At 39.7% G+C, this 17,692-nt stretch carries 11 protein-coding genes; 5 read left to right on the top strand and 6 right to left on the bottom strand.

Features of this window, described 5'->3' with window-relative positions; translation table 11 throughout:
• Nucleotides 1-15: 15 nt before the first annotated feature.
• Nucleotides 16-903, top strand: coding sequence for an AraC family transcriptional regulator (locus AC59JO_RS12380; RefSeq protein ID WP_497305618.1), 888 nt, complete (start codon nt 16-18; stop codon nt 901-903).
• A gap of 74 nt (nt 904-977) precedes the next feature.
• Here the strand turns inward: AC59JO_RS12380 and AC59JO_RS12375 are convergent, their stop codons facing one another.
• From AC59JO_RS12375 to AC59JO_RS12350, 6 genes are all read right to left on the bottom strand, one after another.
• Nucleotides 978-2,570 carry a RagB/SusD family nutrient uptake outer membrane protein gene (locus AC59JO_RS12375; protein ID WP_497305616.1) on the bottom strand — a complete coding sequence of 531 codons (1,593 nt, stop codon included), beginning with the start codon at nt 2,568-2,570 and terminating at the stop codon, nt 978-980.
• Between the two features lie 21 nt (nt 2,571-2,591).
• Nucleotides 2,592-5,861 carry a SusC/RagA family TonB-linked outer membrane protein gene (locus AC59JO_RS12370; protein WP_497305614.1) on the bottom strand — a complete coding sequence of 1,090 codons (3,270 nt, stop codon included), beginning with the start codon at nt 5,859-5,861 and terminating at the stop codon, nt 2,592-2,594.
• A 271-nt stretch (nt 5,862-6,132) separates the two neighbouring features.
• Nucleotides 6,133-7,137 (bottom strand): FecR family protein, encoded by a 1,005-nt coding sequence (locus tag AC59JO_RS12365; protein WP_497305612.1) that lies wholly within the window; start codon nt 7,135-7,137, stop codon nt 6,133-6,135.
• Nucleotides 7,138-7,709: 572 nt separating this feature from the next.
• Nucleotides 7,710-8,306 carry an RNA polymerase sigma factor gene (locus AC59JO_RS12360; RefSeq protein ID WP_413666488.1) on the bottom strand — a complete coding sequence of 199 codons (597 nt, stop codon included), beginning with the start codon at nt 8,304-8,306 and terminating at the stop codon, nt 7,710-7,712.
• Nucleotides 8,307-8,544: 238 nt separating this feature from the next.
• Nucleotides 8,545-9,414, bottom strand: a complete 870-nt coding sequence (locus AC59JO_RS12355) for an inositol oxygenase family protein (protein ID WP_497305610.1) — start codon at nt 9,412-9,414, stop codon at nt 8,545-8,547.
• 279 nt (nt 9,415-9,693) lie between these two features.
• On the bottom strand, nt 9,694-11,223 hold the full coding sequence (locus AC59JO_RS12350; RefSeq protein WP_497305608.1) for a glycoside hydrolase family 28 protein: 1,530 nt from the start codon (nt 11,221-11,223) through the stop codon (nt 9,694-9,696).
• A gap of 645 nt (nt 11,224-11,868) precedes the next feature.
• Here AC59JO_RS12350 and AC59JO_RS12345 point away from each other — a divergent pair.
• From AC59JO_RS12345 to AC59JO_RS12330, 4 genes are all read left to right on the top strand, one after another.
• A complete protein-coding gene (locus AC59JO_RS12345) occupies nt 11,869-12,945 on the top strand; it encodes a PAS domain-containing sensor histidine kinase (RefSeq protein WP_413666485.1) in 1,077 nt (358 codons plus the stop codon).
• A gap of 438 nt (nt 12,946-13,383) precedes the next feature.
• Nucleotides 13,384-14,463 carry a PAS domain-containing sensor histidine kinase gene (locus tag AC59JO_RS12340; RefSeq protein WP_497305606.1) on the top strand — a complete coding sequence of 360 codons (1,080 nt, stop codon included), beginning with the start codon at nt 13,384-13,386 and terminating at the stop codon, nt 14,461-14,463.
• Nucleotides 14,453-16,600: a sensor histidine kinase gene (locus AC59JO_RS12335; RefSeq protein WP_497305604.1), complete on the top strand. Its 2,148-nt coding sequence runs from the start codon at nt 14,453-14,455 to the stop codon at nt 16,598-16,600. The genes AC59JO_RS12340 and AC59JO_RS12335 overlap by 11 nt, the downstream gene beginning before the upstream one ends.
• A gap of 223 nt (nt 16,601-16,823) precedes the next feature.
• Entirely contained in the window at nt 16,824-17,558 is a 735-nt protein-coding gene (locus AC59JO_RS12330; RefSeq protein WP_413666482.1) for a LytR/AlgR family response regulator transcription factor, read from the top strand.
• Nucleotides 17,559-17,692: the final 134 nt, after the last annotated feature.

The following is a 17,692-nucleotide window of genomic DNA, read 5'->3' as shown; positions in this document are numbered from 1 at the left end:
AACTATAGTATAAAAATGAAAGATTTCTTCGAGCAGGTCCTAAAAGTCGACAATTCAGCTTTTACAATAGCCGAAGCAAAAACTTACCATGCCATTAATAATTTCCACAATCATCCAGAGCTGGAACTTATTTATATTATAAGTGGTGAAGGAACTTTTTCGATAGGAAATACCTCAAAAAGGGTTTCAGGGGATACCATGATCATCATAGGCTGTAACGTACCTCATATGTTCAAGTTTGAAACCAATCGCTATTATGATTACTCCATGAAGAGCGGTAAAATACCCAAACCGCTGCAGCTGCTTACACTTCATTTTGATCCTAATAAATTGGGAAGCACTTTCATGACACTGCCGGAAAACAGCCTGTTAAACAATCTTTTAAATAGCGCCAAAAACGGATTACTGATCAACGAAAATTCTAAAGCTATTGCGGTTGACTTTATCCGCCAGATAGAAAACTCAACCAGGTATGAGCAGCTGCCGCTATTGCTACAGTTGTTAAATAAAATTGCCGAGGGTGAACAGATCTCAAACCTGATCGACCAAACTGAAAAAAAGATCTTCAACAGAATAGATGAGGTAAGGTTAACAAAGATTTATCTGTATACGATGGACAATTTTTATAAGGACATTAAGCTTAAAGACATAGCGAACATTATACACATGGTACCAAAAGCATTTTGCCATTATTTTAAATTGCGTACCGGCCAAACCTATTTTGATTTTTTGTTGACGGTAAGAATAGAAAACTCGTGTAAACTGATCAGGGAAACCAACGAAAATATAAATTCAATTAGCCGTGATTCGGGGTTTAACAACCTTTCAAACTTTAACAGATATTTTAAGTTAGCTACCGGCAACACCCCAATGGAATACCGGCGGAAATTCAGGGAGTTTTAAGATCAAAAAAACCTTAAAAAACAAATGCAGGCTTTTTAGGGCCTGCATTTGTTAAATAAATAATAGTAATTAAATTAATAACCCGGATTTTGTACCAGTTTCGGGTTCAACTGCATTTCCGGTCTTGGGATCGGGAAAATTCGTTTATTAGGATTAGCATCTGTTTTTATGCCCCATGGTTTTTCAAACTGACCAAAACGGATCAGGTCATTACGGCGCCATGTTTCCATAGAGAACTCGCGACCACGCTCATCCAATATATCAGATAGTGTTACAGCAGTTAAAGGCGAAGCTTTTGCACGTGCCCGTACCTGGTTCACCAATGATAAAGGTGAATCGCCATTGGTTGCCGATGCACCGCGTAAAATAGCTTCGGCTTTTTCCAGCAAAATATCGGCATACCTGAACATAGGCACATCGTTGCCCTGGTTACGGTCATTACTTAAGCTGTCCGGATAAAATTTATTGTTCCTGTAACCTTCTTCGTTGGCAAGCTCATCATTACCGATGTCAAAAGTAGCAGGGTTTTTCCATACGATATCTGGTGTAAACTCTAACTGGTGTACAACAGTAGCATTTGGGTTAGGGCCTGAGTAGCTTGCATCCAGCCCGATATTAGTTGTTGTGATTAATATTGGAGAACCATCATTGTTGTACTGCTTGCCAACCAAAAATTGCTTTTTACGGATATCATTTGCATCGTTAAACAAAGCATAATAGTCTTTGTAAGTATACACAGGCCCATCTGGCGTGTACGGCATTTTATATTTATTTTTCAGGTTAGGGTTTAGCGTCCAGCGGGCATAGTACTGTCCCTGCGCCAAAATACCGTCATAAGGTATGGCAAAAATAAAGTCTTTAACACCCGGGCCGTTATTAGGTTTAAACATGCCTAAATAATCTGCATCTAAACCATACTGGCCGCTTTTTATCACGTTATCGCACATGGTAACAGCGTCCTGGTACCTTTGTGTGCCGATGTAATACTGCGCGTTCAAATACATTTTTGCAAGTATGGCATAAGCTAAACCTTTGGTTGGCCTGCCGTAGGTAGCTACCCCTGCTGTACCGCTCAGATCAGGAATCTGCGCAAGCAATTCACTTTCAATAAATGCAAATACTGCAGCCCTTGGCTGGGTACCTAAATTGGTAGTATCGCCGAAAGTTTTGCTGATTGGCACATTACCAAACAGGTCCATCAGGTAAAAGTATGACAGGGCGCGCATGGTTTTAATTTCGGCAATGGTTTGTTTCTTTGAATCGCTTTCGGGCGTGGGTGCTAATAGCGACAGCACCTGGTTACATAAACTTATAGTACTGTACCCGCCCGACCAGCAGGTCTCGATCATGCCATTGTCGGGCGTAACGGTATGCAGGTTTACGGTTGAATAGGTACCGCCGTCGAGCCAGTTACCACCGCGTGCAACCAAAACGCATTCGTCGGTACTTAAGTTTTGTAACAGCCAGTACTGCCTGCCGGGCGCACCGCGGAACGCGGTATAAATAGGCCCTGTGGCAGCCACGTACTGCGCAGGTGTAGTAGGGAAATTAGACGGTGTAAGTGCCGACTTAGGCGTAATATCCAGTTTTGTACAACCCGAAAGGTAAATTGCTCCTATAAACATGGCAATGAGGCCAGGTTTTATATATCTTTTTAAATTATTCATGTCTGTTAGGTTAAAAATCTATTATAAATCAACTTGTACACCGGCAAGGAAGCTCCTTGTTTTTGGATAGAAATTATTGCTGTCTACCCCGATAAACTGGCCGCTCGACTGGTTATTAATATTCAGGTTCAACTCAGGATCCACGCCTTTGTATTTGGTGATGATAAATAAATTGGTACCGGTAACATATAACCTGATGCCATGTACATAATTGCCCGGAACATTTATTTTGTATGACAGCGTAGCGTTGCTTAACCTGATAAAGGCACCGCTTTCGAGATAACGTGTTGAATATAAATTGGCGTTAACATCGTTACCAGGCTCACTTAGTGTTAAAGTGGGCACACCATGTGCCGAGGCCTGGGTAGGCTGATTAAAGCTGGCCAATGACGCGTTCATGATTTTGTTACCACCCTGTCCCCTGAAAAAGAAATTAAGGCTGAAGTTTTTATAAGTAAGATCATTACCAAAACCAAAAGTATAGGTTGGCTGCGCGTTACCTGCATAAGTTTGATCGGTACTTTGGGGGGTTGTTGTTGGCTGACCATTAGCACCCATGAAGGTAGATACGCCATTGGTACGGCCAAGATATTTCAAGGTATAAAATTCGCCGAGCGGATAACCGGCCTCGATAATAGATACCTGTATACCGCTTTGTCCCGGGCCTTCAGGATCACCTGCATAGATTTTTGAAAGATTTGGTGCCAGCGCGGTGATCTTATTCTTATTAAATGAAATATTTCCGTAGCTACTCCAGGTAAAATCTTTTGTTTTTACCGGCGTTCCGTTAAGTGCAATTTCCACACCTTTATTGGTCATACTGCCTACGTTTTCAACTTTTGTATTAACAAAGTTGTTAATAAGCGACACCGGTACCGAGGTGATCATATCGGTTGTTTTTTTATTATAGATATCAACCGAGCCGCCCAAACGCCCCTTAAATAAGGAGAAATCAACACCGCCGTTCAGCGTAGCTGTACTCTCCCATTTTAAATCTGGATTTGGATTTTGTATTACACCAATGGCGCCAATATAAGCGTTATTGTAATAGAAGCTGCCGGTTGTGCCATAAAGCGTAAGAGGCGTATAAGGAGAAAAACCTAATGAATTACCTGTTTTACCATAACCAACCCGCAATTTTAAATCGTCAAACAGGGTTTGAGATTTCATAAAGCCTTCGTCAATGATTCGCCACGCGGCCGAAGCAGCAGGGAAATAGCCCCAACGCTTATTGGTACCAAAGGCGTTTGAACCGTCACGGCGTAAAGATGCCTGCAAAAGATATTTACCCGCATAGCTATAATTAAGACGAGAGTAAAAAGATATTAAACGTAAAGTTTCTACGTTAACGTTACCATAATCAACGCGGTAGTTCCCGGTAGGTGTACCTAAACTGAGATTATCTGAACCTGTAGCATCCGAAATAAAACCCTGATTGGTTGACTGAAAACCATTACCGGTTGTGGTTTGATCTATCGAATAACCAAATAAAGCTTTGAAATCGTGTTTATCGTTCCATTTATGAGTGTAGCTCAAATAGTTTTCAAACAGCTTTTTGTTATCCTCATAAGTTGAACGGATAGCTTTACCATTAAGGCCCGGCGCAAGTTCTGATGCCGAGTTGTAATAGGTATTATTATCGGTATTTGTTTCCTGGTAAGCTAAGTTAAAATTGTAAAGCAGGCCTGCAGGCAATATCAACTCACCGCGTACATTACCCAGTAATAAGTTAACCTTTTGTTTGTAGCTATCGTTAGTGATAAGCCCTACCGGGTTATAACCCAGTTTTAAAGTAGGGTCATTATAAAAAGTACCATCAGGGTTATAAATGGTGCGTGTTGGCAAATACTGAACTATCGACTTAAACAGGCCCGGGCTTTGTCCGTTTGCCGATGACAGCGGAATATCGTTAACTAACAAATTGGCATTGGTTACCGAATTGCTTAATGAAAAGTCCAGTTTCAGTTTATCATTCAGTGCTTTTTGAGTGATGTTAAGCCTGCCTATAACACGCTTCATATCACTGCTTTTAACAATACCCTGATTTTGCAGGTAGTTGATACTTCCGTTATAGGTAGTCTTGTCGGTACCGCCGCCGAAAGAGAGGTTATGGTTTTGAGAGAATCCGGTGCTGCGTTCAACGGCTTTTTGCCAGTCGGTATTTCCGCCATTATCATTTGCCGGCGTAAAGCTTTGTCCGTTAGCTTTTACATAAGCCCTTAACTGGTCGGCACTGGCTACCTTAAACTGGTTAGATATTTTCTCGAATGATCCATATCCGTTATAGGTTAATCTTAACTGCCCGGCTTTAGCTTTTTTAGTAGTAACGATGATTACACCGTTAGTAGCCCTGCTACCGTAAATTGCTGCTGCCGAAGCATCTTTCAACACATCTATCGAAGCAATATCAGATGGTGCCAGCAAATTAAAATCGGCACCCGGTACACCATCAATTACATAAAAAGGTACAGATGCTGCCCCCGCTCTTAATGACGACGGGCCACGCAATGTTACAGAAGCCTTACCGTTAGGGTTGCCGTCGTTGGTGATGTTTAAGCCTGCTACCTTACCTTCCAATAAGTCGGCAGGGGTTGCTACTACACCGGCGTTAAACTGTTCGGCCTTTACCGTTGCGATAGCGCTGGTTAGTTCCTTTTTACTGGTAGTACCATAGCCAACTACTACAACAGTAGATAATGAATTAGCCGATGGCAGCAATGTAACTTTTAAAGATGTTTGTTTACCTACGGCTATTTTTTGGGTTTCAAAGCCTATGTAAGAAAATACCAGCACAGCTTTTTCATTAGCAACCTGCACCCTGAATTTACCATCTATATCGGTTACCGCACCTGTCGAAAGGCCTTCTATTTTAACAGAAACACCTATTAAAGGCTGTCCTTTATCATCTACAACAGATCCAGTAACAATAACAGGCGGAGGAAGCTCAATCTTTTTTTCTACCGGAGGTTTTGGTGCGGGCTTAACCAATAAACTTCCCTCAACTTCCGTATAGGTAAATTGGTTATCTAATAAAACTTTTTTCAAAACAGCCTGCAGCTTTTCGTTACGGGCTGTGAGGGTAACTTTCACATCGCTTTCAATGTTATTCCCTGTATACATGATCCGTACGCCGGTATTTGCCGAAATCCGTTCCAATGCGTCAGAAAGCGGAGTGTTTTTTAATTTAAGGGTGACTGGCTTTTCCAGTACACTTTGTCCGTATGAATTATCAGCCATGGCAATGGTTGACAGGGAACAGACTACTAATAAAATGATGGCATTAATTTTCATAACAAATGTTATGGCTCGAAAGACTCTTTCGGGTATGTTTATTTTCATATTTTTGCTATATTAAAGTGTTATAGGTCAAGCTGGAACGTGCTGCGGTTGTGAGAGGCCCTGTGCATGATCCATTAAAAAATCTTTACATTTTATTCCTCCAAAACTGGCCCGGCCATTTTGGAGGATCATTTCTCTTTTTCCTGGGTTCAACTCATAGCAATTTCATTTTTAGGTTGTCAAACAATTTATTTGCAGTTATATAATTGGTATATCAGGCACATTAATTACAGCCTTTGCCTTTTAAAGTATAAGCATTGCCATCTTTTTTAAAATGGGCATTAATAAGGGCTTCAGTCAGCTTTAATACTTTTTCTAATGGCATATTATTAAAGTCGGCGTATAATGTGCAGTTCAGTAAATTTTTATCGGCCCTGATCTCTACGTTATATTTTCGCTGAACATCAGCCAAAACATCAAACAGCGGTGTGTTATGGTATTGCAGCTTGCCCTGCTGCCAGCTAATCACTGACGAAGCATCATCAATTTTTTCGGTAAGCAGTGTCTGGCTGGTTTTGTTATACACCATTTGCATATTTGATGTAAGCAATACAGCCTGATGTTTTGAGGCTATTGGTATAACCCCTACTTTTCCGCTTACCACTGTTATCTTAACCGATTTATCTTCCGTATAAGCTTTAACATTAAAGCTGGTACCTAAAACGGTAGTTTTAATTTTACCCGAATGGATGATAAACGGCTTGCTGCTATCGTGGGCTACTTTAAAAAAAGCCTCACCTGTAAGTGTAACCTCCCTCGTTTTCTCTTTAAACTTATCCGGGTACTTTAAACGACTGCCGGCGTTAAGGCAAATAGTTGTACCATCGGGCAAAGTGATCAGTTTGATTTCGCCATTCAGTGCTACCGTTTCCTGGTAGTGAACCGGATTCAGCCAGTTGTCCAACTGCTTTCTGAATATATAACCTGCACAAAAAAAGGCTGTTACAGATGCAGCTACTGCAACTTTTAACAGCAACCTCCCAAGGGGGAATATTTTGCGTGGAGGAGGCTTTATTATACGCTGATGGATATTGTTAAGTATTTGGTCAGATGCCTCATTACTCAGGGCTATCTTTTTTTCTAAAGCATCTTTACTGAAACCTTCAAGCGCCACAAGGTATAATTCTGAAACATCTCCCTGCAGGTATTCGGCAAGCCAGCGCCTGTCTTCAGGAGTTAAACTCTCGGTATTATAAAGCCTTTCTAAGCGTTTGACTATAGTTTCCACAAGCTGTTTTTATATAAATACGCCGGGAGCTTTAAAACGGGGGGATGGGTTTATGCTTTTTTTTAAAAAAATAAAATTTTGTTTTGGGTTGGTGTTTTTGCTTGTGGTCGGTATTATAACCATAGCACTTTGCTTAAGGAAAAAGCGCTGGATTGTGCGATTCCCCTCCTGAGGGCGGAGGGGGTGTGTTTCTGCGCGGATAATCTTATAGCAGACACACACCTGCTACCACTTGTTCCTCCGCGCCCCCTTTCAAGAGCAGGGCTGTTGCATTCTAATTCAATATGCTTTAAAAATCGCACGGTCGAGCGTCCACGCTCGAGTGTTGGCTTTTTTTGAGCGTCCACGCTCACGTAACAATATCAGAAAAGTAAGCGTGGACGCTTACTTGAGCAATAATTCAAGCGAAAGACGCTTGAACTTGCAGCTATATATTAGAATGCAACAGCCCTACTCCCGAGAGGGGAATTTCTAAAACACACCAACCAAAAACAATGCATGGACTACATAAAACAACAAAAGCGATAAATGTGCATTTATCGCTTAAAAAGTATCTGAAAGTAAATAGTCTGTTATTGATTCATCCCTATCCAGTAACAAACCAGCGTAACCCCTGCAGTTTTCCACTCGGCCTGATGCTCCTTTATATGATTTTTAACAGCCACAACTGCATGGCCAAGGTACTCTTTAACGGTATGCTTAGATAAGTTTAATTTTTCGGCGGCCTCTTCGTAGGTTTTTCCTTCCAACTTGCACAAAGTAAATACCTTTTTTCGCTGTGGCGAGAGTTGATTGATAGCCTGTTGTAATAAATAATATTGCTCATCTACTAACTGTACATCGCCGCTCCCGGCCTCCATCTCAGAAAAAGGCATGGTATTAACAACAGCGGTTTCGCGTACTTTTTTGCGGAGATAGGAGATGGATTTGTTAAAGCTTAACACAAACAGCCAACCGCTTACAGACTGATCCGGGTTAATATCTGCGCGTTTTTCCCATAAGGCAACAAATACATCCTGCAAAATATCCCGGGCTGTATCATCATCTTTGGTGAGTTTAAACACGTTACGATAAATGGCCTGATGATATTCATGATAAAGCATATCAAATGCACCGATGTCATCATCGTGTAAGCGAAACACTAAATCTTTATCTCCATTTGAGTTCATAAAAGCCTGGTAATTATTTATTCATGGATCAATATACAGGAATTATTGTTAAAAACACAACTATTTTTATACCAACAGAAACAACCATGGCTGCACCATTGATAATTTTATTTCAGTAATTGGTTAAGGAGGCTTATGCCTTTTTTAAAGTTCGACCCGGGCTATATTTTTTTACAGCCCGGGCTAAACAGGTAATTGGGATGACCAATATATACGGGCTAAATTATCGCCTTTTAAATTACAATTTAACTGTTGCGGGCAGGTATTTGGCAATCAAATCCTCATAATAAGGCTTTAATTCGGATACTACCGGCGGTTTCGGGCTTTTGGAGTACAAATCGTACGGATTAAATTTATCAACCCATTTAAACATCTCCTGATCGTGGGCGTTGAGCAAATGATCGTACGCCTTTTCGCGGTGCTGCGAATAAAAAGAGTGATAACGGATCATATACAGCGCTTCTTCAGGCAGGTAATCTTTGGTAATGTGGTACAGGTACTCATCATGCCCCCATGACATATGCACATTTTCGAGCCCGCATTGGTGGGTATAAACACCATACTTGGTATTGTAGCGCTCATCGTAGCTATCAGGATTTGCGGCAAAAAATTCCGGGTAAACTATCTTATCCGAAAACTTGCAACCTACCGGGAACGTGTCGCCCACTACATTCCATTGCGGTTCGCCAAAAAGGCAAAGCACTTTACCTAAATCATGTATAAAACCGGTTAATACAAACCAGTCCGGATGGCCGTCAGCGCGGATAGCCTCAGATGTTTGCAGTAAATGCTGCAGCTGATCAAGCGAGATATCAGGGTCCGATTCATCAACCAGTGTATTCAGGTATTCCATTGCCGACCACCATGGCATTTCTTTTTTATCAAACCGCAAAAAGTTTGCCTTTTTGGCCAATACATTGCCATAGGTTTGATAAGTATGGTTAAGCCTGTAAAACTCCCGCACCGGGTTATTTTCATCGTCGTTATAAACCCTAAACTCCTCTTTGGCCTTCTCGGTTCCCGGCTCGGGGTACCTGCTCAATACATCATCTTCCCATACATCAAGACTCGGCAATGGTGATATCTCTTTTTCAGTTAACTTTTCCATATCGTAAACCTTTATTAAATAATAAGCACTTTATATTGAAACCCAATACCAGGAAATAACAGTTAAGTATTGAGCTTATATTTAAAATTGGAACTGCACTTAAACGTACCGTCTTAGTTTTATAATGATTAAATTTTGATAAAAAAAACGGAGCTTTTGTATTAAATGCGATATTTATTTACGTAAACGATTAAGTTATTTTAAAGCTAAAAGCCTAATATACAAGACTGAAGCTCATTAAATTGTTTTAGCAGGATTGATTCTTTATGTGAAAGAAAACTACCTCTTAAGGATCTTATTTTTACTTGTTCCGGGAATGAGAATGCCCTTAACAGAAGATTTAGTTACCCCATCAAACACAAGCACCGGCAGCGATTTAACCTGCGGTATTTTAAGGCCATTAATGGTTAACCCATCAACATCATGAAACACACCAGCCGCTCTGAAATCCTTCCCCGGGCAGTTAAGGGTTACATTTTTAAACGTTACACCTTCGGCGTGGCGTGTATAAAAGCCCCAGGCCGGCAATTCGCCAAACATCGAAAACTCGGGATAATCATGTGGGTTTTCGGGGATCTTTGTTAACGAATCAAGGCTGACATTGGCTACAGCTTTACTTGCATCGCCATGATATACTATCTTAATGTTTTCGAGCACCACATTTTTAACAGGATGCCCCGGCAAACCGGTAATTGACGAAGGAAATATATTATGGTTCCCTTTAACTAGAGGCCCTTCCATCGGGTAGCCTTTATCGGGTTTGCCTTTAGGTACATCTACCGTTACATTGCTGATATGGATGCCGTTAATGCTGCTCACTACAGCATCTTTATTACGGTGACCGAGGCGAATAAAAATGGCATTGCCCGTATTTACTGCGTTAATGTTGCTGATATCAATATCTTCCATCACCCCGCCATCAACACACTCCAGCGCAATGGCCGACCGGTAGGTATCGTAAATTTTCACGTCCTTTATGGTGATCTTTTTAAAACCGCCCCTTGAGGCCGTTCCAAATTTGATGCCGCTTGCGCTTGACCTGGTGGTACAGTTTGCCACATAAATATTTTCGCAGCTGCTGTTCCTGTCGCTTGATTTTAAGCAGATGCCATCATCATCGGCGTTAAAAAAACTGTTGGTAAGCTTTACGTTTTGGCAATCAACCAAATCAATACCATCGTTATTCCAATACGTATTGCTTTCTACTTTAATACTGTCAATTACCAGGTCGCGGCATTTGGTATAATCCTGTACCCACACCAGGCCATTTTTCATGGTTACACCTTTTATCAGCACATCTGTACAATTTGAAAAATGGATCAATTTGGGCCGGTTGGGTTCCTCGGGCTGAGTTTGCCCCCAGGGGTTTTGCTTTTGCCATAACGAATCCCTTAATTTACCCGCTTTCAGCATAGCAAAAACGTCTTTCAGCAACTCTTCGCCGTTTCCGTCAATTGTTCCTTTGCCTGTTATGGCAATATGCTGCAAATTATTGGCGGCTATTAATGGAGCTGCATGACCCTCGCCGTAATCAATTCTTTTTGCGCTACCCAGCAATACAGCGTTTTCGGCAAGGTTCAGGGTAACATTTGATTTTAGGCTGATACAAGCCGTCAAAAATTTACCGGCAGGCACGTATACTGTACCGCCCCCCTGTGCGCTTGCATTATCAATAGCCTTTTGAATACTGATTGTGTTATTGGTAACACCATCGGCTTTGGCGCCATAATCGGTAATGTTAAATACTTTTTGCTGAGCATAACCGGCAAACGGCGTTATAAGCAACGTTAAAAAATGAAGGATTTTCATTATTAGTTATTATTAAAAGAAAAATTCAAGCAGGTTTATCGCTTATTGAAGCTTACGAACAATAAAGCGTTTAATTGTACATTAAACACCTAAACTATTAAACTTTCAACTTAATTGGCGGCGGCGGTAAACTTTTATTTACGTAAACGTTTACATAGGGCCAATAACAATGATAATAACCGTTATTGAAATTGAGGTTATTGCAACACGTTAATTTCTAATCTAAAATTATACTCACCTCCAATTTATAGCTAAATGATTTCCTGTTAAACTTAATGAGACTAAAATAAAATCTTATGAAGGAGCATTGAACAGAGAGTTGTTAGACAGGCAAGTGCTGCCGTTAAACACCCGTTTTTCAAAAAGCATCTGGCTTATACCAATACAGGCAAAAGGTTTTCTTGCTTATACGGTGCTTAAAAACAACAAATGGAAGATAAATCATACTAAATAAGCCATAAGCACTACACAACTGTTTTTTTGTCTGATGTTTCTTTTATTTCATCGCCTGTTTTTCCCTGTCTGTCGCTTTTGCTAAATGTAATTGAAGTATTTCCTTATTTCGGGTAGGCTAAATACCGAGATAAGATTTATTTAAATATGAAATATAGACTTAACCTCCAGGGTGGTTTTACGTAACCTTTTATGAATAATATTAATAGGAATACATTTCTCAGAGCTGTAGATCAGGTTATTACTCCTGTTATCATAGATGATGAAAGGGTGGATATCAGCAGACTTTATTTTAACAGCGCTTTTTATAACGAGGTTGGGTATAATATAGATGACATCCCCAATCGTGCAATATGGTGGCGAACAGTATATCCTGACCCGGCTTACCGGGAGGAAATACAGGCGGCCTGGAACAGCAAAAAAACAACAGCAAAAGCAAACGGCGATCAGCACTTTAGCTTAGCTGCAAGGATATATTGTGCTGATAATTCATATAAATGGTATGAGTTTCATAGCGTTGCTGTAGGGGCAATAAAAATGATCACGTTGCTTAATATCAGCCGAATAAAAGAGAAAAACGATAAACTGGTTAATGCAATACAGCAAAAAACGCTGTTACTTTCTGTACTTACGCATGAAATTCAATCGCCATTGGGTAACATTAAAGCAATTCTGGATAGTTATCAAATGGATTATCTCAACAAAAACAGGATCTGCGAAATTGCTTCGGCATTAACTGATCAGTTGAGTCATCTGTTAAACATAGTAGCTCCCGCCCGGTTACGTATGGAAAGCCAAAGAGAAGTATTCACATTTAAACCTGAAGAAATTAAACTGAAGGATTTTTTAAACAATTGCAGGCACATATTTAACAGGATATTAAACGACCTGCAAATCAATCTGGTTTTTGAAATTCCGGAGCCCGGCATCATCTGTTACGACCAGTTTGCCCTTGACATAATTTTTAGAAATGTAATTGATCATGCTATAATACACACACCTAAAAACGGTGTAATTAAGATTTCATTAAGATATTATGAAAAGCATTCCAGTTTGATCATAGCGAATCCAGTAAACAGAATGACCGCAGAACCAATGGATGCCATGGAGTACCAAAATCATCATCAAAGTGCAGGCCAGGACATTACATACGGTTTCGGCCTTGGACTTATTAGCGCAAAAGAAATTTTAGAACAATATAGAGGTAAACTGACTGTATCAAACTCACCGGTAACAGGCGCCTCTTGCGAGATAATGATATACAATTAGTTGAACTGTTTGGCAATTGAACAGAATGACATTAAGCAAAAAGGAAAACCAGGACTAAAATTCACAGGATAACTAAAAGCGTCAATGATAAAATAGTCGATGACCCGCTGTGGGGCATTCCCCCCCAAAAAAAAATTTACAATTAATCTTTTTGCATTTGATACACAGCCTGAAAAGGCATTATTTGAATTTATGAGTTACAATGATAAGCCCTTTATGCACTGCAGAAGGTGTTCACAACCCTTCCATTATAAAATGCCACGAAATTGGTTTGGGCGCAATCTATTATTTTTCCTTCCGATTAAAAGATATTTCTGCGCCAAATGCCTCAAATCCCGTTACCGTATTTTAACGTCGGCACAAGAGCGAAATTTCAGAGTATAACTTTATTACTGTTTGCTTTTGCAACAATAAAACATTTACTTAAACCTTCTATCCTTGGAAAAGATCACTACTGCAAACAGTTTCTTTAAAATTGCGAATATTATGATTACGCCCGTTATAATCATTAATAATTCGGCACCGGAGAATCAAAATTTATACTGCAACGGTGCGTTTGTTGCCGGGATAGGTTATACAAACGATGAACTTCACGATCTGCAGGATTGGTTTCAGAAAGCATACCCAGATCCCGACTATCAAAATGAGATCATGAACTGCCGCGATAAAAGACGGAATATTGCAGCAAAGTATGGCCGATCATTCTTTCATCTGGAAACTAAAGTTTGTTGCGCAGATGGATCCTATTATTGGTACGATATCTATGAAACTCAAATAGATCATTTAACTGTATTCACTTTTTTAAATATAGACGAACTGGAACGACAAAATAATAAGCTGGGCAAAACTGTTCAGCAAAAAAATCTACTGCTTTCAATGGTAAAACATGATGTGCGGGACCCGCTATCTCACATAAAAATGTTGCTGGATAGCCTATCCAATCAACACACCGATATAGAAAGAGAACAATTTGAAAGAATAATTTATGACCTGGGCCGGCATGTTGACTATGCCACGCACCTGCTTAATACAGTACTGCATCGCACTGAAATTGAAAGGGGCACGTTTACCTTTCAACCGGTTTTGATTGATCTGAAACCCTTTTTAATAACGTATTACCAAAATTTAAAACCTCGCCTTGCTCAAAAAAATATCCGGTTGTATTTTAAACCGGATTTTCCTAAACTTATATTTTATGATCGTTTTATATTAGAGACAGCGTTTGTAAACATTATAAACTATATTATCGGGGCAGGAAAGCATGACGGAGACATTGTTATTTCGGGCGTTGAAGGAAATTATTTTTCAAGTTTGATCATCACCGACGAACGATTACCGACCCTTGGAAACAGGAAACTGCAAACTTATAGTAACACAAACCCATTCCCCGCCGGGTATGACGGCTTAATCAATGCCGAAAAAATGCTCGCAGAACATAGCGGCAAATTATTAACTCACAAGAAACGCTACGGCGCCATCGCCTGGGAAATTAGAATAAATAAATACAATGTTTTATAAAACTGAATTGAGTTCCGGTAATATTAAAAGCATTTCGCGGAAAATATTGCTTGCGTTTATAACACTGATTATAGCCCTTGCCGTTGTTGCCCTGTTTGTAAATGGTTCTGTTTCCAATCGGTTAAACGAATTATCCAGGCTAACCCTGAACCTTGAATATGATCAGGCTAAATCGCAAAGAGCATTACTGTTGCTTCACGAAGCCGAAGATGATTTTCAGGCTTCGCTTTTAACATCCGATGGTTTAAAAAACGATGCGTACAAGGCCAAGCTTGCACAATCGTTCACCCTTATTGATAGCCTGCTTAAAGACAATATAGATACAGCAAAACTAACAGAGCAGCAACGGGCAAAAGTTAAAAACTTATATGTAAGGAAATTAAAGCTTTCGGCTAATTTGTATGTATTGAAGCATAGTTTTGATTCTCTTTTAACAGCCTCATCTGGCGTAAATCCGGTTAACGACGATAATGTGTACATCACTACATCCAGAAAAAAAGGCAAGAAACTTAAAACCAGTGATACAATAAAAACTGACGGACAGGTAAATAAAAAGGGCTTTTTTGGAAGGATAAAGGATGCTATAGCCAATAAAAATTCCAACGCCGGAGTCGCTAATGTAACGGTCATAAACTCCAACAGAACCAACAAAATAATAGACTCGGTAAACAGGCGGATATCCAGTCGTGAAAAGGATATCTACAGTAAAAAGCTACAGCAATTACAGCAACGTAATTCTAAGTTATTTACCACCCAAAAGCAAATGATCGTGCTTAACATGCACATTAATAGCGAGCTGGAAAGAATTGTCACCGAAATAAATAACATTAACACAAGCCTGGTTAACGAACTTAAAGAAAACGCGCTTAAGAGTTATCGCGAAACCACTTCACTATTTAACAAGTTTTATCTCGCATCACTCTTCTTTGTATTGGTATTTGCCACGCTGCTTATTATGTTTATTATTAACCTCAACCGGGCAGAAACTTATTTGCTTCATGAGAATGAACGGTCTGTTGGTATGGCTCAACAAAAGATGAACCTTTTATTGCATATGAGCCATGAGGTGCGTAATCCGCTTACTGCCATCAATGGTTTTTTATATATTTTCAGCCGCTCAAATCTCTCAGCAAAGCAAATAGAGATGCTTAATTCCATCAGGCTTTCATCTGATATGTTGCTGCACACCCTAAATGATACGCTTGATGCCGCTAAAATGGAAACAAGCGAATTTAAGATCATTTCTGAACCCTTTAATCCTGATCTTGTGTTGAATGAATTAGTTGAAAACATGGAGTTTAGCGCCACCAAAAAGAACTTGACTTTAAATTACAGTTTTGAAGGTGATAAGGCAGCTATGATACTCGGCGACAGCTTCAGGCTTAAACAGATCATGATCAATTTACTAAGTAATGCTATAAAATACACCCAGGTTGGGAGCGTCAGCATCAATGCAAATCTCACGGAGGTAAACAACACCGTCAGGCTGCAGGTAAGTATTAAAGATTCGGGCCCGGGTATTAGTATAGAGCAGCAAGGGCGGCTTTTTTCAAAATATTACCAAACAAACGCTGCAAAAGGACAAACCGGTACCGGCCTGGGCCTTTATATCTGCAAACAACTTGTAGAATTGCAGGAAGGAGAGATAAACGTAGAAAGTAAGGAAAATACCGGAAGTACTTTCAGCTTCTTTATACCTTACAAAAAGATTGCGGCCGAACCGACAGAAAACGCCGGTGATAATTTAACATCGAAATTAAATGGCTTGAATATATTAGCCGTTGATCAAAATGAACTTAGCTTAACATTTCTTAAAATGCTCACAAGCAAATGGAATATTAATTTCTATCAGGCGTTAGATGTGAAAGCCGCTTTAAAAGTACTGGATGAACAAACAATAAATATAGTATTGGTTGATTTGGCCTCATCCGAAACAGAAGCAGTGAAACTTGCGGTTAGTTTAAAGGAATCAAAATCGTTGTTAAATAAACCACCTGTTATTGCCATCTGCTCGGATGAGTTAACCACTGCGTATGAACAAAAGTTGAAACAAAATTTTACAAGTGCTATTGAGAAACCTTTTACAGAGGCTGAACTCCTCAAAAAAGTTGTCTCGGCAATTGAAATAAATGGATAGGATTTCTGATAGCAGAAATTAATATGGGCGTAGTATAAAACGCGTATTTTTGATTTCTTTTCAATATATAGTTATATTTGACATCGCCAACACCATCGCAAATTAACAGGATTTTTTGCCGTTTAATTGCCTGATAGTGCCTTTCGTCAGAAACATGTTTATCTGTTCCCGACAGAAGATTGGCGTTTATTTTGCCGCCCCATTATTGTTTAAAAGTTTACCGATGTCAATAAATTGTATCATTGTAGACGACGACGAATTTGCAATTACTCACCTGAGAGTATTGATAAGCCAGATTCCATTTTTAAATTTAATTACCTACTACCAGTCAGCAGCCCAGGCGCTTTCAGCAATGGAAACGCAGGATATCCAGCTTATATTTATGGATATCGACATGCCCGAAATGAGCGGGATGGAGTTTGCAAGGATGCTGCAGGCTACCCATGGCGCCAATGCGCCACGTATAATTTTTATTAGCGGTTATGAAAGGTTCGCATTAGAAGGGTATAAAGTAAATGCACTTGACTACCTGCTTAAACCGGTTGTATATGAAGAGTTTCTAAAATCGGCCTATAAAGCAAAAACATATTTTACAGAAAAAGAGAAACCTGCCGCCCATGCAGAAAATTACCTGCCAAATGAGTTTATATTCCTAAAAGTGGAGTACGAAATGGTGCGGATTTATTTGAAAGACATATTGTATGTAGAAGGCTTTAAAGATTACGTAAAAGTTTATTTAACCGGCGATTTAGGGTACGTAAAAGCACTTGCTACCATGAAGGCTGTAGAGGAAAAGCTACCTGCCAATGGTTTTATAAGGGTGCACCGTTCGTTTATCATTTCTATTGATAAGATAGATTCGCTTACCAAAAACACCATTAAAATACGCAAAATCACTATTCCAATAACAGAACAGTTTAAGGAAGAGTTTAGGAAATTTGCACATCAATGGTTATAAACATTCCCATCGTTATATAGTCCTGATTGTACCTTACTATTGGTCTGATGTAATAACTATTCCGTCTGCCGTAATAACCAGTCTGTCGAAACTTTTTTTTTGCTGTTTTAACATATTTTTCTTTGCTGACGGAT

The organism is Mucilaginibacter sp. A5337 (genome assembly GCF_059690695.1).
This window is presented reverse-complemented; position numbering and strand designations above follow the sequence as displayed.